Source organism: Psychrobacter sp. CX90 (assembly GCF_057396305.2).
Genome location: NZ_CM182008.1, coordinates 1,828,987 through 1,849,722 on the forward strand (window position 1 = coordinate 1,828,987; position 20,736 = coordinate 1,849,722).

At 38.8% G+C, this 20,736-nt stretch carries 16 protein-coding genes, 1 tRNA gene and 2 pseudogenes; 6 read left to right on the forward strand and 13 right to left on the reverse strand.

All coding sequences use genetic code 11. The features are described from left to right. Positions 1 to 383: 383 nt before the first annotated feature. A complete protein-coding gene (locus tag AC2SLN_RS07160; RefSeq protein WP_486550695.1) occupies positions 384 to 1,130 on the reverse strand; it encodes a hypothetical protein in 747 nt (248 codons plus the stop codon). Positions 1,131 to 1,877: 747 nt separating this feature from the next. On the opposite strand from AC2SLN_RS07160, the gene betB reads away from it, so the two are divergent. The 4 genes from betB to AC2SLN_RS07180 all read left to right on the forward strand — a co-directional run bounded on the left by betB (position 1,878) and on the right by AC2SLN_RS07180 (position 7,668). Further along, positions 1,878 to 3,380 (forward strand): betaine-aldehyde dehydrogenase, encoded by a 1,503-nt coding sequence (gene betB / locus AC2SLN_RS07165; protein WP_486550693.1) that lies wholly within the window; start codon positions 1,878 to 1,880, stop codon positions 3,378 to 3,380. 89 nt (positions 3,381 to 3,469) lie between these two features. Beyond that, positions 3,470 to 5,173, forward strand: a complete 1,704-nt coding sequence (gene betA / locus AC2SLN_RS07170) for a choline dehydrogenase (protein ID WP_486550692.1) — start codon at positions 3,470 to 3,472, stop codon at positions 5,171 to 5,173. A gap of 322 nt (positions 5,174 to 5,495) precedes the next feature. Further along, positions 5,496 to 7,508 (forward strand): choline BCCT transporter BetT, encoded by a 2,013-nt coding sequence (gene betT, locus AC2SLN_RS07175; protein WP_486550690.1) that lies wholly within the window; start codon positions 5,496 to 5,498, stop codon positions 7,506 to 7,508. 83 nt (positions 7,509 to 7,591) lie between these two features. Beyond that, a tRNA-Val gene (locus AC2SLN_RS07180) sits at positions 7,592 to 7,668 on the forward strand. 232 nt (positions 7,669 to 7,900) lie between these two features. Here AC2SLN_RS07180 and AC2SLN_RS07185 read toward each other — a convergent pair. The 8 genes and pseudogenes from AC2SLN_RS07185 to AC2SLN_RS07220 form a co-directional block, all read right to left on the reverse strand. Continuing rightward, positions 7,901 to 8,128 carry a DUF637 domain-containing protein gene (locus AC2SLN_RS07185; RefSeq protein ID WP_486550715.1) on the reverse strand — a complete coding sequence of 76 codons (228 nt, stop codon included), beginning with the start codon at positions 8,126 to 8,128 and terminating at the stop codon, positions 7,901 to 7,903. A 38-nt stretch (positions 8,129 to 8,166) separates the two neighbouring features. Continuing rightward, positions 8,167 to 8,694, reverse strand: a complete 528-nt coding sequence (locus tag AC2SLN_RS07190; protein WP_486550688.1) for a hypothetical protein — start codon at positions 8,692 to 8,694, stop codon at positions 8,167 to 8,169. A gap of 11 nt (positions 8,695 to 8,705) precedes the next feature. Then, a pseudogene (locus AC2SLN_RS07195) lies at positions 8,706 to 9,257 on the reverse strand (polymorphic toxin-type HINT domain-containing protein); the annotation flags it as partial. A 74-nt stretch (positions 9,258 to 9,331) separates the two neighbouring features. Further along, complete coding sequence (locus AC2SLN_RS07200) at positions 9,332 to 9,976, reverse strand: hypothetical protein (protein ID WP_486529691.1); 645 nt, start codon at positions 9,974 to 9,976, stop codon at positions 9,332 to 9,334. Between the two features lie 16 nt (positions 9,977 to 9,992). Beyond that, positions 9,993 to 10,601, reverse strand: coding sequence for a polymorphic toxin-type HINT domain-containing protein (locus AC2SLN_RS07205; RefSeq protein ID WP_495057374.1), 609 nt, complete (start codon positions 10,599 to 10,601; stop codon positions 9,993 to 9,995). Between the two features lie 63 nt (positions 10,602 to 10,664). Further along, the gene (locus AC2SLN_RS07210; RefSeq protein WP_486550686.1) at positions 10,665 to 11,111 is read right to left on the reverse strand and encodes a hypothetical protein; all 447 of its coding nucleotides are present in this window, start codon (positions 11,109 to 11,111) and stop codon (positions 10,665 to 10,667) included. A gap of 10 nt (positions 11,112 to 11,121) precedes the next feature. Next, positions 11,122 to 13,689 (reverse strand): polymorphic toxin-type HINT domain-containing protein, encoded by a 2,568-nt coding sequence (locus AC2SLN_RS07215; RefSeq protein ID WP_486550684.1) that lies wholly within the window; start codon positions 13,687 to 13,689, stop codon positions 11,122 to 11,124. A 217-nt stretch (positions 13,690 to 13,906) separates the two neighbouring features. Next, entirely contained in the window at positions 13,907 to 14,668 is a 762-nt protein-coding gene (locus AC2SLN_RS07220; RefSeq protein WP_486550682.1) for a hypothetical protein, read from the reverse strand. A gap of 260 nt (positions 14,669 to 14,928) precedes the next feature. Here AC2SLN_RS07220 and AC2SLN_RS07225 point away from each other — a divergent pair, with 260 nt between their 5' ends. After that, positions 14,929 to 16,143, forward strand: coding sequence for an IS256 family transposase (locus AC2SLN_RS07225; RefSeq protein WP_486549243.1), 1,215 nt, complete (start codon positions 14,929 to 14,931; stop codon positions 16,141 to 16,143). Here AC2SLN_RS07225 and AC2SLN_RS07230 read toward each other — a convergent pair. Next, positions 16,140 to 16,913, reverse strand: a pseudogene (locus tag AC2SLN_RS07230) (VENN motif pre-toxin domain-containing protein); the annotation flags it as partial. The gene AC2SLN_RS07225 and the pseudogene AC2SLN_RS07230 sit on opposite strands and share 4 nt — an antisense overlap. A 21-nt stretch (positions 16,914 to 16,934) precedes the next feature. Next, positions 16,935 to 17,129 carry a hypothetical protein gene (locus AC2SLN_RS07235; RefSeq protein WP_486550326.1) on the reverse strand — a complete coding sequence of 65 codons (195 nt, stop codon included), beginning with the start codon at positions 17,127 to 17,129 and terminating at the stop codon, positions 16,935 to 16,937. Between the two features lie 165 nt (positions 17,130 to 17,294). Between AC2SLN_RS07235 and AC2SLN_RS07240 the strand changes: the two genes are divergently transcribed. Beyond that, positions 17,295 to 18,479 carry a sugar transporter gene (locus AC2SLN_RS07240; protein WP_486550328.1) on the forward strand — a complete coding sequence of 395 codons (1,185 nt, stop codon included), beginning with the start codon at positions 17,295 to 17,297 and terminating at the stop codon, positions 18,477 to 18,479. A 254-nt stretch (positions 18,480 to 18,733) separates the two neighbouring features. Here AC2SLN_RS07240 and AC2SLN_RS07245 read toward each other — a convergent pair whose 3' ends face one another. Further along, positions 18,734 to 19,762, reverse strand: coding sequence for an ornithine cyclodeaminase family protein (locus AC2SLN_RS07245; RefSeq protein WP_486550330.1), 1,029 nt, complete (start codon positions 19,760 to 19,762; stop codon positions 18,734 to 18,736). Positions 19,763 to 19,841: 79 nt separating this feature from the next. Further along, entirely contained in the window at positions 19,842 to 20,723 is an 882-nt protein-coding gene (locus AC2SLN_RS07250) for a LysR substrate-binding domain-containing protein (RefSeq protein WP_486550332.1), read from the reverse strand. Positions 20,724 to 20,736: the final 13 nt, after the last annotated feature.

The window sequence follows — 20,736 nt, forward strand, 5'->3', positions numbered from 1 at the left end:
ATTCAAAAAATAATTGGAATATTTTATCTACCTTAATGAATCAAAGAACCGTAAAAAATAACCATAAAAAAGAAGCATAAAATGGCTTTATAACTTAAGAGTATTGCAACACTTAGGGCAAGGCTGTCACTACTATAAATAAAACAATCATAGACTGTGCTAACAATTAAACACATCTCTTCAATAACTCAATAAAGAGTCAAGCCAATTTAAATTTATGATCAGGAAGTTCAGCACAAGCGATACGATAGTATGGCTCGCAAAAATGATATCGTAGACGTTTAATTAAGCACTTTAATGCAATAATTTAACAATAGGCAGACAATAGTAAGCGTCAATGCCTCCTTATAATAGATGCTATAAAATCAAAGCAGGTTAAGCTATCAACCCTTTTTAAGTTTTGAGCGGGCTTTGTCGACTGTTTTGAGTAAGGATGATTTAAACTCTCCCTCTTTAAAGTTAACCACATCTGAGTGTGCTGCACAGAAATTGCGAGTATCACACCATTCATGTGCAAGGCTCTCTAGCCAGTCGCAATATTGCTGACCCGCATTAGGCTCATCTTTTAAAGCCTGTTTGGTAGTAGGATGTATCATTAGCGAGGGCATAATTGCTTTCAGAAATTTCGCCGGCGGGGTCATTAAAGTATCATCGACGTGCACGCTTTTGCTGGCTGAATGATAAGCCAGTAATGAACCAGCATGGATCATCTCGTTGGGATGAATGTAGTGAATACCTTGACAGATAGAAAACTCAAGTTCAGGATAACGCTTTGCCACCGCTTCACTTTCAACAAAATCATTCTCCCACTGTACTTCGGGTACTCTCATATGATGACGACTACTCCCATAGTTCACAGCGTTTGGGAAGTCTTTTGCCATCTGCGCACAGTGTACCGTGTGAAAAGGATGAAGATTTAATATAGCTTCAACCTTTTCTCCGTTATTGGTTAGTGTCATTACTTTAGCACGCACATTACCCTCTAGCGTATAGCTATCAAGAAAAATAAACTTGCCTGAATTTAATTTTACCAGTGAGCAATGAGTGCCAATATCTAATAGCCCCCCTATTTTGAATGACCCACGTATGTTCCAGAATCCTGAACCTAAATCTATGATTTTATGTGACATTAATAGCTCCTATTCTTTTATAGCATTAACCTTAATGACCTTTTTAATATACAAAGGTTTTAACGTATAAAGGCAGTTTCAAGTAAGTGTTGTATAAAATATATTATGAAGGGTAGTACATGAGATGTATGTAATAAAATATAGGCATAACGTGCACTTTGTTAATAGATAGGAACAGCCAGAACGCTAGTTAATCGAGGTAGAAGAAGGCTGTATAACGCCTGTTGCTAATTGAGTTTTATAAATAGTTCATTGGATATTATCAATGTAAACTTGTTATAATATATCTTCAGTTTTTTAAGAAAAACGTCATCCTATTTAATTTTAACTTAATATATTTTCGTTAAACCGTGCAGATGTGACTTTTAAAATTTTACATTTTGTAAGGTAGCTGTCTTTTAAAAAACAATCTTTAAAAATCTGTTAATGGTTATATTCTTTGAGATATGGCTCTTGAGATATAGTTACGGACATTAACGCAGTACATCCAACTAGTCATATTGATTAGTCCTACAGTCTTTATCAAGGTATTTAATGCTACAAACTAATACCACTTAACGTTTTGCTGTACAAAGAGTACATCCGTAAAGAATCAATTATTCCCAGTACTGACAGGTTAAATAGTTTCGGATTAAGTCTCCTCATTGCACCATACTTCAGTAGCACATTTACAGTATTTAAGGGTAAGAATACTTATATTTAGGATAGTTTTTTTTCATTTCAATTTTTTATCTTTAAAGGGTATTTATGACTTCTTCTCAAAAAAATAACAATACTACTAACTTTACAAAGGTTCAAACAGCGTACATTAATGGCAGCTACTTAACAGTAGATGAGTCGCTTAAGACATTCGATACCATCAATCCAGCAACGGGAGAGGTTATCGCTAAGATTCAACAAACGACTAGCGAACAAGTGGATCAGGCGGTAAAAGCTGCCCAAAAAGGGCAAAAGGTTTGGGCCAGTATGACGCCAATTGAGCGCAGTCGTATACTATTGAAAGCGGTAGATATATTACGGGAACGCAATGATGAGCTTGCCGTTTTAGAAACTCAAGAGACTGGTAAGGGTATTTCTGAGACCAAATACGTTGACATCGTGACGGGGGCAGATGTCGTTGAGTATTATGCGGGATTAGCGCCAGCATTAGAAGGTCGTCAAATTCCTCTTCGTGAGTCCAGTTTTATCTACACTCGTGAAGAGCCATTAGGGGTGGTGGCAGGTATCGGTGCATGGAACTACCCTATCCAGATCGCCATGTGGAAGTCAGCACCTGCTTTGGCTGCGGGAAATGCCATGATTTTTAAACCCTCAGAAGTCACGCCTTTATCTGCATTGAAACTGGCTGAAATTTATTCAGAAGCCGGGTTACCTGACGGTGTGTTTAATGTCGTTCAGGGAAATTATGAAGTGGGCAGTGCGCTTACTAATCATCCTGATATCGCAAAAGTATCTTTCACTGGCGGCGTTGATACGGGTAAAAAAGTGATGGAGGCCGCAGCATCTTCTTCCTTAAAAGACATTACCATGGAGCTTGGTGGTAAATCGCCTTTGATTGTATTTGATGATGCAGATATTGATATGGCTGCGGATATCGCTATGATGGCTAATTTTTATAGCTCAGGCCAAGTATGCACTAATGGTACCCGTGTCTTTATTCCACATTCTCTAAAAGCCAAATTTGAACAGGCTATTGTTGAGCGTGTCGGTCGCATTAAACTTGGCGATCCTATGGATGAGAGTGTGACGATGGGCCCTATGGTGAGCTTTAAGCATATGGATAATGTACTCAGCTACATTGAAGACGGTAAAGCGAGTAACGCGAGGCTATTGTGTGGTGGGGAGCGTGTAACGAATGGCGACTTTGCCAAAGGCGCGTACATTGCTCCAACGGTATTTACTGATTGTACTGATGACATGCGTATCGTACGGGAAGAAATCTTTGGTCCAGTCATGTCTATTTTAAGCTACGACACTGAAGAAGAAGCGATACGCCGTGCGAATGATACTACTTACGGCTTAGCAGCTGGTATTGTTACGAAAGACTTAACCCGAGCTCATCGAGTAATTGGTCAGATCGAAGCAGGTATTTGTTGGATCAATACGTGGGGTGAATCACCTGCACAAATGCCTGTAGGTGGCTACAAGCACTCTGGAGTTGGTCGCGAAAATGGTATTCAAACGCTTAAACATTATACCCAAACTAAGTCGGTGCAAATTGAACTGGGTAAATTTGAGTCTGTATTTTAAATAAGTTGTATAAGAAGTTAAAACAATTATTTAATCTGCTCACTAAGCTGCGTATGTAGCTCTATGAGCAGCTTTAAAAGGACAGCGTTATGACAACCACTAAATCAGAATTTGATTATATTATCGTTGGTGCAGGCTCGGCAGGAAATGTATTGGCAACTCGGTTGACGGAAGATGCAGACATATCAGTATTGTTACTGGAGGCGGGGCGTCCCGATCATCGTTTGGATTTTCGGACGCAAATGCCAGCGGCATTAGCGATGCCGCTACAAGGTACAACGTATAACTGGGGCTACAAAACAGACCCTGAACCTTATATGAATAATAGGATCATGGACTGCGGACGCGGTAAGGGACTTGGCGGATCCTCACTCATTAACGGCATGTGCTATATACGAGGTAATGCGCTGGACTTCGATGATTGGTCAAAGATCAAAGGTTTGGAGGATTGGACATACCTAGACTGTCTTCCTTACTTCAAAAAATGTGAAAATCGTGATGCCGGGGAAAACAACTATCATGGAGTCGGAGGACCCGTTGAAGTAACGACATCTAAGCCTAATGTGAATCCTTTATATGAAGCGATGATAGAGGCAGGTGTACAAGCTGGTTACCCTCGCACTGACGACTTAAATGGCTATCAACAAGAAGGCTTTGGTCCGATGGATAGGTTCGTTACCCCAAATGGTCGACGTGCATCAACGGCACGAGGTTATTTGGATAAAGCCAAGCCACGTAGCAATATTACTATTCTAACTGGCGCATTGACAGACGTTATTCTTTTTGAGGGAAAAAGAGCAGTTGGCGTAAAAGTTGAACATCAAGGACAACCGAAACAGTTTCGAGCCAGTCGTGAAGTCATCGTGTCATCTGGAGCCATTGGATCACCGCAATTATTACAACGATCAGGCATTGGTCCAGCAAAGTGGCTACAAGAGTTGGATATTCCTGTGGTATTAGACTTACCCGGTGTGGGTAATAACCTGCAAGATCATTTAGAGATCTATATGCAGTACGAATGTACCCAGCCTGTGTCTATTGCACCAGCAAATAAATGGTGGAATAAGCCTGCCATCGGCGCTGAGTGGCTATTTATGGGAACGGGTCTTGGGGCTACTAATCATTTTGAAGGTGGCGGCTTTATCCGAACGCATGAAGAGTTCACCCACCCCAATATTCAGTATCACTTTTTGCCATTAGCAGTACGTTATGATGGACGCAATGCCATTGATAATCATAGCTTCCAAGCTCATGTGGGCTCGTTACGCTCGCCAAGCCGTGGTCGTGTGAAGTTAACATCACGTGATCCAAATGAGCATCCAAGCATCTTATTTAATTATATGTCGACTGAACAGGACTGGCGAGAGTTTAGAGCAGCCATTCGTATTACTCGTGAGATTATTAATCAACCCGCATTGGATCCTTATCGTGGTAAGGCAATATCTCCGACCGACGATTTGATAACAGATCAGCAGTTAGATGATTACGTGCGTGAGCATGGTGAAACGGCCTATCACCCTTCATGTACTTGTGCAATGGGCTATCATGAGCAATCTGTGGTAAATGAGGAGGGCTTGGTGCATGGTATGCAAGGGCTGCGTGTTGTTGATGCGTCAATTATGCCAAACATTATTAGCGGCAACTTAAATGCCACAACTATTATGATGGCGGAAAAAATAGCCGATAAAATGCGGGGTAGAAAGCTACCACGATCAACTGCCGACTATTATGTGGCTAATGACGCTCCTATACGAGGCGAGCCTCTACGTCATTTTGAGCCAAACCTTGCATAACGCTCAACTTTTAAACTGGTAGGCGTTTGCTTAAACATCGCTTTTTTAAAACGGATTGAATGCTAGCGAATGGTATTGCTTTTCTACTGGTCAAATAGGTTTTATGTTTTATATAGTGGAAAAGCTAACACCCTTTTTTTATTAACAGATTAAAATAGTATAGGACTGACGCAAATAGCTGTATCTAAGCTCTTAAAACAAATGTAATTGGGGTTATTTATTAAACGTCTGTCTCCACCTTTCAGACAGTGCAAATAAATAAGCCCCAGTTGCTGTACATTTTAATTCTGCGTCAGTCCTATAATCATAACTGAGGTCTTTCATGAATAGCTCTCCTTCAAAGGATTTGACCAATCATAAAGAGGTCTTAAGTTTAAATAAGACCGTCTTTATTGGTTCTGCGATTATCTCGATTCTACTTATCATTTGGACAATTTCTTTTCCTACGTATAGTGAAAGTTTATTAAGCGCCAGTATGAGCTGGGTATCTAATAGCCTAGGCTGGTATTACATGCTCGTCATCGCTGCATATAGTATATTTTCCCTATTCGTTGGCCTGTCACGCTATGGCGATATCAAGCTAGGTCAAGACCATGAGAAGGCTCAGTTTCCATTTCTGACGTGGGCCGCTATGCTATTCTCAGCAGGTATTGGTATTGACCTGCTTTTTTTTGGCGCATCAGAACCCTTAATGCATTATCTGACGCCTCATAGTGGGTTAACGCCTGAAAGTGCTGAAGCCATGCGTCAGGCATTACCTCAGACCTTCCTACATTGGGGGCTACATGGTTGGGGTATCTATGCGTTAATTGGTATGACCTTAGCCTATTTTGCCTATCGTAAGAATATGCCTTTGGCCTTGCGCTCTGCTCTGACCCCCATATTTGGTGAAAAGTTGGTCAAAGGCTGGCTAGGCGATGGCGTCGATACCTTCGGTGTGGTGTGTACCTTAATGGGTATTGCCACCAGTTTAGGTATCGGGGTTCTACAGGCTAATGCGGGTTTGACGCACGTATTTGGTATTGCCGATAGTAAAACAGTACAAAGTCTCATTATTATTTCAGTCATTATCGTGGCAGGGTTATCTGCGATGACGGGGGTTGAGCGCGGTGTACGCCGATTGTCTGAGTTCAATATGATAACGGCGTTACTGTTATTACTTGCTATTTTGTTTATGGGTAATACGGTATATTTATTAAATGCGTTTACTCAAAACATAGGCGATTATTTCCAAACTGTGGTGGCTAAAACCTTTGATGTTTACGCTTATGAAGGTGATGCAGGTGCAGAATGGAAATCATGGTGGACCATCTTCTTTTGGGCATGGTGGGTCGCTTGGGCGCCCTTTGTTGGATTGTTTATTGCGCGTATTAGTCGTGGACGGACGCTGCGAGAATTTGTATTTGGGGTAATGTTTATTCCGTTAGGCTTTATTTTCGCTTGGTTCTCTATCTTCGGTAACTCAGCGATTGATTTGGTCAATAATGGCGCAACTGAACTTGGTGAAATTGCGGTTAATAATGCGCCTATGGGATTATTTGCATTATTTGAGTACTTTCCATTTAGCGATATTTTATCTTTTGCCGGCGTTATTATTGGGTTAGTATTCTTTGTGACCTCAGCGGATTCAGGTGCTTTGGTTTTATCTAACTTAAGCTCAAGAGGTCTGGCCAATGATGCGGATGCACCCGTTTGGTTGCGACTTTTTTGGGCAGCTGCTACAGGGTTAATTACACTAGGTTTATTATTTGCGGGTGGGTTTACTTCTCTACAATCCGTTTCAGTAATAGCAGGATTGCCATTCTCAGTTATCTTGGTACTTTATATGATAGCGATGTGGAAGTCATTGAAAGAAGAGGGTAACAAGCGTAAGGCTAGTGCAGTTGGAACTGCAAGTGTCCTTAATAATGGTAAAACGTGGAAAGCTAGGCTACAACGTATCGTCAGCTTCCCGAATAGAAAACAAGTACAAGGATTCTTACTCAATACTGTGTTACCTGCTATGCAAGAGGTTCAGTCTGAATTAAATAATGGCGGACTTGCTACACAGCTGGTTGAGCATGATGGTTCAATAGGCTTTGAAGGCTTGAGCCTAAAAGTTGGACATGGCACTGAAGATGATTTCGTCTATGACGTCTATTTGGTTAAAGCGGAAAGACCCAGCTTTATGCTATCAAGCTCCACCAAGCAGGCTGAATACTATTATCGTGCTGAAGTATTTTTAGGTGAAGGATCTCAGGAGTATGATTTAGTAGGCTACACCAAAGAGCAAGTGTTAGTCGATATATTAAATCAATATGAGCGTCATATGCAGTATCTGCATCTAGGGCGTTAAAATCATTACCTAAACATAAACACTTTATTTTTATAAAAAAACTTGCAAAGCGTCGAAAACTTGCTAAAATACTCAACCTCTATAGGCGTATAGCTCAGTTGGTTAGAGCGCCACCTTGACATGGTGGAGGTCGCTAGTTCGAATCTAGTTACGCCTACCAAGATTTAGCCCTTGTAACTCACTGAGTTGCAGGGGTTTTTTAATATCTAAAGATTTAGACTATTACCTATTAGTTAGTAGTTAGTAGATTAGTTAATACTAAAAAGCTACCTGTCGAGATTTTAGCAAAGATAATAGGTCATAAAGATTTAAAAGCCGTGCTTAACGTCTTTATAACCTAACCGCTGATGAGTTATATCATAGTAGTTATGGGAATTGACTATCTGGACGAATTAAAATGCACCGCTTTGCCACAATGCAAGACGAAGAGCCGCACCGATTGCCCCTGCATCACAGCTTTGGTTTTTAGCACTTGCTGCAATACAGCCCACCCCAGCCGCCGCAAGCTTATGGGCTAAGTTATTAGCTAAATCGTCATTGTCAAAATCTTTAACGAAGTCTGTGAATGTCTGAGCTGCAAAGGCATCAACTAAGGAGGCACGTAAGCTGTTGGTAAGAATATCTTTAAATCAATATCAACTAAAAAAAATCAATTATTTTAATGATTAAGGTAGAGTTTAAAAATATTTTCAATTTCATCCAACATGCTTATTTTAAGCTTTGGGTACAAAATATTAATTACATTAGAGAACTGACTAAATTCGGATTTTAAATGCTCATAAAAATCTTTAGATTCAAAACTAACATACTTAATCTCTTTATTTAGAAAAAACATAGTAAATGTAAAGTAAACGTCATTCATCTTTGCAAAGCTAACTTGACTAAGCTTCGGATGATACAAACTGGTAGTGGTAGACAGCTTACCTGACAAAACATGAGGCAAGCTGTTGTGAAAATCACTTTCTAGATAAACAAATAAGGATAAAAACAATGAGTACAACTCATAGACTAGTGGAATAATATCTGTCTTATCCTCTCTAGACACAAGAATATTGCCTTGCTCATCTACTATTTGAATAGAGCCTGATAAATAATACCAGTCATCCGGAGTGTTTTTAATTCTATTATCAATCTCATCGACTGAGATTATTGCATTATCGATTTCAATATAGATTTTTATTCTCATGAAGCATTATCCTATTTGGGGTAAAACTGACCTACAACTCCATCTCTCAACCCTAAAACGTATTTTTTTCCATTATATAGGCCTTCAATCTGACCATTTATCTTACCTGAACGTAAAAGGGATGAATTTTGACCTAAAACAGATTTAATACCCTTTTCTATATCATTAACACTCATTGATTTATCTAAGAATGTTTGACTATTTTTAACAGAGCCATCCCAATAATTAGGATGATGACGCTCTAAAATGTGCTTTATACCAGACTTATCAATGGTAATAACATTAGAACCATAGCTAAGTTTTTGACCTTTATAACCTTTTAAGACGTTATCAGCACAACTATTATGCACCCAAACCCCAAACTCACCGATATGATAAGTATGGAATTCATCGACTTCAAAGTTATATACGGTATCAGTTTTATCCGGCTTGGTTTGGCTAACAACTTTGAGCCTTTGCTCATTATCACGGTTAACAAGCGTCATTCCTGCTTGAAGCATTTTGGCAGGTAGCCATCCTGCACTCACTACCCAAAATGGATGCTCTTCTGTGGTTTGGTAGGTTTTGGTATTGCTATTATCTACCTACTGATATCCTTATATTGACTATAAGTTTATATATATTAAGAATTATACGCCTAAAAAATCATATTACTTCTTTCATAAATAGCTTTAGCAAATCTTAATATGATATCTAAATCACCGTAGAAAAATTTTTCACTATCCAATATGTTCCATCCCTTATACTGACTTTCTAAGAATAGTTTTTCTAATAAAAAACTATCTGCTGCTACAAGAATATATTCTCCAGATACTTGATAAACCAAAACATCTAGGTTTGAATTAAAACATGTAATCGTTTCAGTACATACGTAAGGAAGCGATGAACGAACTCTAATATAGTTATCTAAAGTTAATGGTGCTTTTGCTACACCACAAGGATAAAATTTTTGGTAGGAATAAGTTTCTTGGGATAAGTCTTCCAAATCACTTAAACATGTCCAGTAGAATTCTTGATCATTAAATTCACTCTTTATATTTTCTAACCTACTAAAAAAACACTCATCCCAGTCTTCAATATTTTCATTTAAAGTTTCAGGAGAAACTAATGCAATCTTCCAGTTTTTAACTAATGCAAAAACTGGATTAATTATAGGAATAAAGGTTTGAACATTATTCAATACCTCACTAACCTTTTTCAAGTCTTCATTGTTAGTATTTAAAAAAATTTCCTTTACTTTTTCATCTTTTGGAAACCATGGTTCACTATATTCTTCTCTCATATTTAACTCCTATAAATCAATAGCGTATTTTTATTAGTGCTTTACCTGTAGCACTTTGAATCTCAATAGTTGAATGACCACTACTACTTTTTAAACGAGAAATCACTTTTGAACCATCAGGTAGTAAGCTAATTTTGATATCTGGAGTATCTTTAATTACTTTTCCTCCTGCTGATAACCACGCAAAATCTACACCTCTGTTACGATTACCAACCCTTTCAAGATTAACAACGCTGTTACCTACAGTAATATCATTATAGCCTTTAGCAAGCTGTTGAATTCTATCATTTGTAGTATTACTTAAATTACCGAATCTCTTTACACAAGCATTATGCACCCAAACGCCAAACTTACCGATATGATAAGTATGGAATTCATCGACTTCAAAGTTATATACTGTATCGGTTTTATTTAGCTTGGTTTGGCTAACAACGGTCAATATATCATTGTTTCTATCAATAAGTTTCATTCCAGCTATTAAGGCAGAGGCTGGTATCCAACCACTACCATCTACCCAAAATGGATGCTCTTCTGTGGTTTGGTAGGTTTCGGTATTGCCGTTAGTTGATGAATTAGATAGTAAAGAAAGGCTGGGTTTAAAGCCCAGCCTTTTATTTATTGGTATTTAATTTTAGTATGGTAACGTGGTTTCACTACATTGTAATCACGCTAGGCTTGCTTAAAAAATCTATTGTTCATAAAGATTATTGCACTCTGATATAAAATCTCTACAAAACGAAGCTAATGACTCTAGGCTTACATGGAAATCCAATCCAATATTATAACCTGCAACCTTAGAGTTAGTGTAAACACCAACTGGCAATCTTAAGCTAACTGATAAAAAAGCATCGTCTATTTTGAATACATCCATCGTAAAAAACATATCAATTGGATATATAGCAAGGATTAAATCATCTTCATTAAATTTGGCTAAATTATTTAGATTTTTAATTTCTTTTTTAAAATATCTTATATTTTCATGGGTCATATATCGATCATTTTCACTGACATTTTTATAGTCTAAATTTAATAGCTTTGACTCTACTTTTAGATTGCACAGTATACCAAAGTCATCTGATAATATCGGGCTAAGCTCTATCAACACATTGTTATTATCATTACTTATTTTACTCATAAAATTCATCCTAATCTAATGCAATACCGCTGAAACCGCCATTGTTGTTAAGCATAGTCACCACAGTTCTACGATTTGGTAAACTTTCTTTAGTACCTCCAATCGCAGAAACTATCTTATTATCTTTATTAACAATAATAACATCATACTTCCTGTTTGATTGCTTCTTAATATAAACTGTTAAACCATCAGGCTGATACCCTTTTTCTGAGTAATTGTTCACGATATTAGTTACCTTCTGCTGTGTAAAACCTCTTTCTCTTACTCTTTGTAGACCATGATTAGTGGCATGATTTATATTAGGAATTGAACCACTATTATGCACCCAAACCCCAAACTCACCGATATGATAAGTATGGAATTCATCGACTTCAACGTTATATACGGTATCCGTTTTATCCAGCTTGGTTTGGCTAACGACTTTGAGCGTTTGCTCATTGTCACGGTTAATAAGCGTCATTCCTGCTTGAAGCATTTTGGCAGGTAGCCATCCTGCACTCACTACCCAAAATGGATGCTCTTCTGTGGTTTGGTAGGTTTCGGTATTGCCGTTGCTGTCTTGAACCACAACTTCATAGATTTCTTTATCGTCAAAACTGGCTGTACCAGTGACTGGTCTATAGCCATACTCTAAAGTTTCTTCATGACGTGACCAAACCAAATCGCCTTGTTGAATGGTTTCGATCGGTTTTAGACCGTCTATTGTTTCAATAAGCGTACCAGCTACGAAGCAATATCTCTTAATGATTTTATTAATTTCTAAAGCAGCCTGACCTTTATTTGCTTTATTTAAACTGGTTCCGACCACCAGATCTATAATAGCTTTAGCATCATTAATATCAACTTGACCATCACTTAAAGTGATTAAGTTATCAACAATATCAAAACCTTCTTTTCTAAGTATATCTTTTAAATCTTTTATCGTTACCTTGCCTTTTTTGACAAGTATTTTAGCAGTTTTAGCACCTATTTTTAGTAAGGTTACTGCTGCTTTCGCAGAATTATTCTCAACAGCCACTCCCGCACTATTTGCCGCAGTATCCACATCTGCACCAACAGCTAAAGCTACCGTACCAGCTACTAACTTAGCTCTATTTAAAATATCCTTTTTATCTTTTGCTGTAAGATTACTCTCATTACCTTGCTCTACCAAGTAATCCCCAACCATCTCACCAACAGCCGCACCGATTGCGCCTGCATCACAGCTTTGATTTTTAGCACTTGCTGCAATACAGCCCACACCAGCCGCCGCAAGCTTATGGGCTAAGTTACGGGCAAAGTCATCAGTATCAACATCAATACCTTTTACCCCTTCACTAAACGCTTCACCTGCAAAGACATCCACTAAGGAGGCGCGTAAGCTGTTGGTAAGTGCGTCTTCAAAGCTTGTACCATTAACAGTCGCATTCACTGCCGCTTCCGTTATCCCTCGGCCAATACCATTAGCTAATTTCTTGGCAAAGGCATCATTAACATTATTGCCAATATTAAATTGAGAAGTTAAGCCTGCGGTCAATGCGGCTGTGACCATACCACGTACAGTTTTACTACTTGCTAAATCCTTTAAAGTTTGACTAATATCGCCCTTATTATTGATTAAAGTTATGATAGCTTGCGTGTGCAAGGCAACACCTGCTGCATGCGCCGCTACTAAAGATGCACTTGCACCCGCACCCGCACCACCTGTCGCAACAGTTACCGCAATGGCTATTAAAGCTGCTGCCGCTGGGGTCAAACCTTCTTGTTCATAATTCCAGTTTTTCTGAATCAGATCAACTTGTTGCCAGTTAATATCACCACGTTTCTCTAAATCTGCTAAATACCCATAGCCAGGCTGCTTTGATAATTCTAATGCGATCTTACCTAAGTCATCTTGACCTCGGTTGATGCTGTCTTTGGCGTTATTATTTTCATCTAACGTGACTGCTACAGGAACTTGGACAACTACCCCATTTGCTGAAGTAATAGTCGGGGTTTGGTTGAACTTAGGTAACTGTGCCGTTGTTTCGATTGATCCTGAATCAACTGTCTTTTGCCAAAGTGTCGATTCTTTTTGTTGTTTGTGTGTAGTGGTAATTTGATTCGTTATAGAGTTCAATATAAGTTTTGCATCTTCTTGTGCATATTTGCCAAAGCCAACTTGAATTTCATCTTTATTTGTAGTATTAAATATTGAACCATGTAAAACGGTATTGCCACCTGATTTTGTATAAGCTTTACCGCCAACTAATTTAGTAGGTAGTTGACTGATTTCTTGTCTGGTGTCGTTCGTATGGTCTTTGTTATAGCGTATACCCAAAAAGCTGGACTTCTTTTTAATATCAACATCAGTTTCATTAATTTTTTCGACGGAATATAAGTTAAGCTCTTTACCTGCAGTAATTTTAATAACGCCGTTTGTACCGGCTATCATTTCAGAGCCATATATATTGATATTACCATCTGAGGTCAAATTAATATTTCTAGCTTCAATATCGGTGGTTACGGCATTGCTATTATTTAGCATCATCGTGGTAATTTTGGTTTTTTTCTTACCGTACCAAGTACGAGATGTACTTTTTTCCTGACTACCATCCATAAAGGCAACTTGAGACGCTTCAAGGACAATATTACCTTTTGCAGCATCAATATTAACGTTACCATTTGTAGATTTAATATCAGCACTATTTATAATGACCGAATTATTGATAGTTGTATTAGTCGATTTTGGTAAACCACCTATACCAGCTATTTTAATATTGCCTTTTGCAGTGAGTTTCTGCTTTTAGGTGTTATTATTTTTTTGGGTGATTACCCTAAGCATATATTAGAAACAACAAAAAAATTAGCACACCAAATAAAGTAGCTATTGCATTTATTATCTGTAATAAGTTGAGGTGAGTCAAAAACCACTCTATCAATACTTTGTTTCTAATGACAATATATATTAAAAACGCAAAAAAATAAGATCCAAAATTTGTGAAACTTGATACCAAATCAATAAACCAATTGTGACTTATAAACTCGACACGAACGACATACTCAATCACAAAAAGCAGAACAATAAGAGTCAATCCTTTGATAATATTTTGACGGTTACGAGCAACAATATTATTTCTAAAATACAAAACAAAAAAAGGGATTAAAGCAATCATACTAGGAGAGTCAAATATTGCCCCAACAATAAAACCAGATGCCAATTCATGAGACATCGGACTAGTATTTGAAAAATGTATGAATAGTAGTCTTCTAAAGACTAGGATAAGAACGATTAAACTTAAAAAAAACTTCGAAATTTTTATTTGATTTCTATTTAAAATATCTATTGAAATAATTGATAGTAAAAATATTATAAAGAATGTTATAAAACTTAATAAATGATGATTTACATTGTTAATAATGTTATTTAAAACCTGATAGGCTAATGCCTGTGAATGGTTATTTTGATCAATAGTCGCATAAGCTATAAAAAATAACCAACAGTAAAAAAAGACTATTGAGGTAGAGGATAGAAAAAACTTAATATTAGCAAAAAAATATTTTTGCGCATTGTTTTGCGATGAAGTTTCAGATTTCATTTGCATGTACCATTATTATAATTATAGCCCATCATTACGCAACCATATCTAATTCTGTCATTCAAGTCCATCATATTTACTCTACCAGAACCTGTTCCGACATATTTAGGAATAGTAGTAAAGACAAAAGAATCTTTGATATGCTTTTCATGTACTGGTTGTAATATCGTTTGTTCTGCGACAAGTCTGTTTATATCCCATTGCGAGAGTTTCCCAAAAACTGTGTAACTGCTTATAATCCACTAACCGGAGAATAAGCAATGACTACTCAATCTGACATTAAAAAACTAGCCGAGCAAATGGCTGGTAGCATGAAAAGCTTCGATGACATTAAAGACTTTCAAAGGCAGCTCATGCAATCCTTTATTGATACTGCCTTAGAGGCTGAAATGGAAGACCATCTCGGCTACCCCAAACATCAAAAAGCGGATAAACCTAATAAGCGTAATGGGCACACTAAAAAGACCGTCCGCAGTGACACAGGCGATCTTGAGATATCCACCCCAAGAGACCGTGACGGCGCTTTTGAACCTACACTCGTGCGCAAGCATCAAACCCGTATTAGTGGCCTTGATGACAAGATTATATTCCTTTACGCCAAGGGTCAAACCACCACCGAGATTGTAGAGAGCATTAAAGAGCTCTACGACGTTGATATATCAAGCTCTCTTGTCTCAAGAGTCACGGACAACATCTTAGAGGACATCACCGCTTGGCAGAACCGGCCACTGAGTAGTGTTTATCCTATCGTCTATTTGGACTGTATTGTCGTTAAAGTACGCCAAGATAAGCAGATTATCAACAAGGCAATCTATCTGGCCTTAGGCGTGGGACTTGATGGTAAAAAAGAGCTGCTTGGCATGTGGTTATCAGAGAATGAGGGCGCTAAGTTCTGGCTGGGTGTTCTCACTGAACTACAAAACCGTGGGGTACAAGATATCCTCATTGCCTGTGTCGATGGTCTAAAGAGCTTCCCTGATGCCATCAATACCGTTTATCCCAAAGCCAAGGTTCAGCTGTGTATCGTGCATATGGTGCGCTATTCGATGAAGTTCGTACCTTGGACGGACAAAAAGGCAGTAGCGGCTGATTTAAAGACCATCTACGGCGCTGATACGCTTGAGATAGCAGAGGCCAACCTTGAGCACTTTGATGAAGTATGGGGCAAAGAGTACCCGCATGTCATCAAGTCTTGGCGCAATAACTGGGAGGGCTTAACGGTGTTCTTTGAGTATCCAAAAGACATCAGAAAAGTGATTTATACTACTAATGCGATAGAATCATTGAACAGCGTGATTCGGACAGCCGTGAATAAGCGTAAGGTGTTCCCATCTGATCAGGCAGCATTCAAGGTAGTATATCTGGCAACCCAGCAGGCCTCTAAAAAGTGGTCGATGCCCATCCGTAACTGGACGTCTGCTCTGAATCGCTTTATGATTATGTTTGATGACCGTATCAGTAAGCATTTAATCTAAATGGCAGTTACACAGAATCTGGGATGGTCTCCCCATTGCCTAAAATTACTAACTTTTCCGCTCCATAAATTTTTGAAATCCTGATATCCATTTTTCATTAAAACTTCACCAGCTTCTTTTCTCCAAGTAATTGCATCAGTACGCCATGAAAATGCACCTCCACCCATAAATGAAACATCAGAAGCATGACCTGATGCTCCCAATCCTGTGATGGATCTTCTTGATACATCGCTGGCACCAGCAAACCATTTTGTATCAGAATATTGGCGTGCCATCAAGTCGAAAAAATCAGCTCGGGCTTCAATAGTATTAATATTGTTAAATATCTGATAATTAGTAAAAATCTGATCTAATAAGATTTTACGACTTCTGTTCATATCACTATTTAGATTATTAAAAATCAGTTGATTATTTGAATTCTGGTTAAACCATGATTTTAAAGGGTTATTATCTCCATTATAGTTTAAAGAAACCCTGATTAAACCTGCACAAGCTCTTGAAGCAGCATTATTACCACACTCTTTCAATAATAACGCATCCTTTTCTTGAGATTTTTTTATGTATTTATCAACTATACCTTTTTTACATTGATCAGTTGAACATTCTTTAATTTCTGAAACAAAAGCTTTTAGTTCCGTTTCTGATAAAGAATCATTCTCAACAGCCACTCCCGCACTATTGGCCGCAGTATCAACATTCGCACCAGCGACAGCTGCCACTGCACCAGCTACCAATTTAGCTCTATTCAGGATGTCCTGCTTATCTTTTACAGAAAGATTACCCTCATTACCTTACTTTACCAAATAATCCCCAACCATCTCACCAACAGCCGCACCGATTGCCCCAGTATCACAGTCTTGGTTTTTAGCACTTGCTGCAATACAGCCCACACCAGCCGCCGCAAGCTTATGGGCTAAGTTACGGGCAAAGTCATCAGTATCAACATCAATACCTTTTACCTCTTTTACTAAATGCTTCTCGTGCAAAGACATCCACTAAAAGGGTATGTAAGCTGTTGGTAAATGTGTCTTATTAGAGTACCGTAAATGTAGTAGAATTCAGCGCACTGCTTGCTTGAACTATGAGCAAGGCCCATATTCCTGTTCATCACGTTATTATTTCTCTACCACATTGGATGTTATGACCACTTTATGATTAATAACCTTGACACAAAAACAGATTCTCAACGAACCCAGTACTTTCGTGTTATTTTAATGGGAATCAGTGCGTTTGTGATTAATACCACAGAGTTTGTGCCTGTTGCGCTTCTCTCTGATATTGCCAATGACTTTTCTATTAACACGGCAGAAACGGGATGGATGATTACGCTTTATGCTTGGATAGTCGCTGCGATGTCGTTACCCTTGATGCTACTAACCAGTAAGATTGAGCGCAAACGTTTACTGTTAGCTCTGTTTGCAGTTTTTGTCGTTAGTCATATTTTATCGGTTTATGCATGGAGCTTTCAGGTTTTATTGATTAGCCGAGTTGGCGTTGCTTTAGCGCATGCTATTTTTTGGTCAATTACCGCCTCGATAGCCATTCGTGTGGCGCCAGAAGGCAAAAAAGCATTGGCACTTAGTGTGATTGCTACAGGCACCTCTTTGGCAATGGTGTTAGGTGTGCCCATAGGGCGCTTGGTTGGTCAATGGTTTGGATGGCGTACTACCTTTGCAGGCATTGGCTTTATTGGTCTGATCGTATTTTTGCTACAAGCGAAACTATTGCCTAAGTTGCCCAGCATATTTGAGGGCTCGCTAAAAAAAGTACCTGAATTACTCAAAAACCCATTGTTGGTCAGCCTGTATTTGCTCATCTTCATTATCTTTACGGCGCATTACACCGCTTACTCTTATATTGAGCCTTTTATGCGTCAGGTCGGCTCTATTAGTGATAACACGGCTACTTTTGTCCTTTTATTATTTGGTGGTGCAGGAATCATTGGCAGTATTATATTTAGCCGTTGGGGAGACAGGCATAACACGGCCTTAATGATGTCATCTACTGTAATCATGCTACTGTCTATGGTTACGCTTTTGTTGGCTGTTTTTTCGATATGGGCACTTAGCTTCAGTGCGTTGGTTTGGGGCACAGCGTTGATGCTACTTATCATATCCATTCAGGCCAGAATCCTCATGATCGATGAGCAAGCTCAAGATATGATTATGTCTATGTTTTCAGGCATCATTAACTTAGGCATCGGCGCTGGTGCTTTACTAGGGGGTTATGTAGTAACAAACATCTCCTTATCGAGTGTGGGTTACATTGGCGCCTGCGTCTGTTTTATGGCCTTGTTGCTGATGGTTTTTATGATTCAACGTTTTCGACTACGCTAATGAAACCACACCATTTATTAAGATCTGTTAAGGAGTGTTAGGATATTCAATTGAGTTTTTATGTATGTGGGCGTTACCTTGCCGAGACCTTTCCCATAACTTGAACATTCTGATAAATAGCATAAATCTAATTAGAAAAGTTATTATATTAGTGTGTTGTAGCAGTCATTGTGCTACTGGTAATCAGTACTGCTGTTAATTAGTGTTGCTGTTAATCAGTGTTGCTAAGGCAATCAAACCTAAATGCTGTTTTGTTATAACTCAAAAGTCTGCCCTAAGCCTTCTTGTTGAGCTGTCTTAGCGAGCTCAAGGGCAACCGCAGCATCAAAGCTTGCTGCACCAACCGATTTAAACAAGGTAATGCCTTTGTTTAGATTCTTATCAATGACTAAATTATTACTAACCAAGTCTGCCAAATTGCCACTCAACTCCTGCCATGTCCAAGCGCAATTATTAGCCCTGTCTGCTTGTATCAAGTCGCCTGCTTCATGCAATCCACCCTCGGCATCATCAATAACAACATAGGACGCCGCTTCAATCACTGAATCACTAACCTCTTTCATCTCAGGTTGATAAGCGCCTACTGCATTAATGTGCACACCATCTTTCACTTGCGATATTTCAAACAGACCTTTAGTGGCTCGTGTGGCTAGGTTGATGATGTCTGCATCACTAATGGCCTCATCAAGAGCATCACACACTGTAAAGTTAACCTGCCAATGTGGATACTCTTGAATAAATTTATCTTGGAAGTCTTCGGCCGTTTTACGGGTTCTATTCCATAATCTAACCTGTTTGATATCTGGACAGACAGTCAGTACGGCATTAAGTTGCTCATAAGCCATACCACCCGTTCCGACCACTGCTACAACCTCACTGTCTGCTTTTGCCATGTATTTGGTAGCAATGCCAGATAATGCGGCAGTTCTTACTTGGGTCACATATACCCCATCCATAAAGGCAAGGGTTTCTCCTGTGCTATTATTGATGACACTAATCGTTGCCATAGTCGTCGGTTTATTACGCTTTGGATTATCTGGGCATATTGTGACTAGCTTAACGACGGCATATTCATGCTCTCCATCAAAAACGACCGAAGGCATCGATAAATGCGAGCCCGTTGTATTCACATCACTTGCGCTAAAAGTGGGGATAACGATACGTTCAGGGCTTTTTACCCAGTCACTATCTTTTGCTTGAACCCTTAAAAGCGTTTCAATAGCTTCTATTGCTATTGGCATTGTCAGTTGTTGCTTGATGGTGTCAATATCCAATAGTTGCATAGCTATACCTTTTAAAAATCTTTGAAAATAAGGGATTGATAGTACTTAACTTTTTAACTTACCTTGTTAACTTACCTTTTTAAATTAACGCCTTTACTTTATGGCTGTTACCCAAAGAGAGCGGATACGACATATAGTATGCGCTAATACCTTTAGACGAATAGTCCCATGCTTTAACAAGCTTGCCACTTTCTATCTCAGGCTCAACCAATCGTAGCGGCACAAGGGCAACACCATAACCTAATAAAGCTGCTGATATACAAGCATAGAATGAATCAAATTTAGGACCCACAAAGGTACCTTCAACGCTAATGGATTGTTGTTTAAAGTATTCGTACCAAGCGCTAGGTCGTGAACTTAATTGCAGTAAGGTAAATTTATCAATTTCTCTATTATAGGGTGTTTTATTATCCAGATAACTTGGCGCACAAACAGCGACACAATACTCCTCAAACAGCTTTATTGACTCCATACCAGACCACACGCCATCACCGTATAAAAAAGCAATATCAGTGTCATGATCATCTGAAAAAAAAGGACCAATCTGTTCTGTTAGCGCTAAGTTTATATTTGGATACGCTTCCTGAAATCCTGCTAAAGCGGGTATAAGCCAACGCGCACAAAACGTCGGGTGTGAGGTAATTTTTAAAATCTCCGCATTGTCACTATGTGACATTAAGGAGGTTGTCGCAGTCTCGATATGCTTTAAAATATCAACAACTTCTAGGTAGTAACGCTTGCCTGAGGGTGTCAATGAGATACTCTGAGAAGTACGATAAAAAAGAGGTATGTTAATCATCTCTTCCAGCTGAGCAACTTGCTTACTCACTGCACTTTGAGTCATATGAAGCTCATGTGCGGCATTGGTAAAACTTAAATGCCTTGCGGCCGTCTCAAAACATTGCATGGCGGTCGTTGAGGGGTATTTTCTGTAAGTCAAAATGTTTTGTGAGTTAGACATGCTTTCTTTTCTC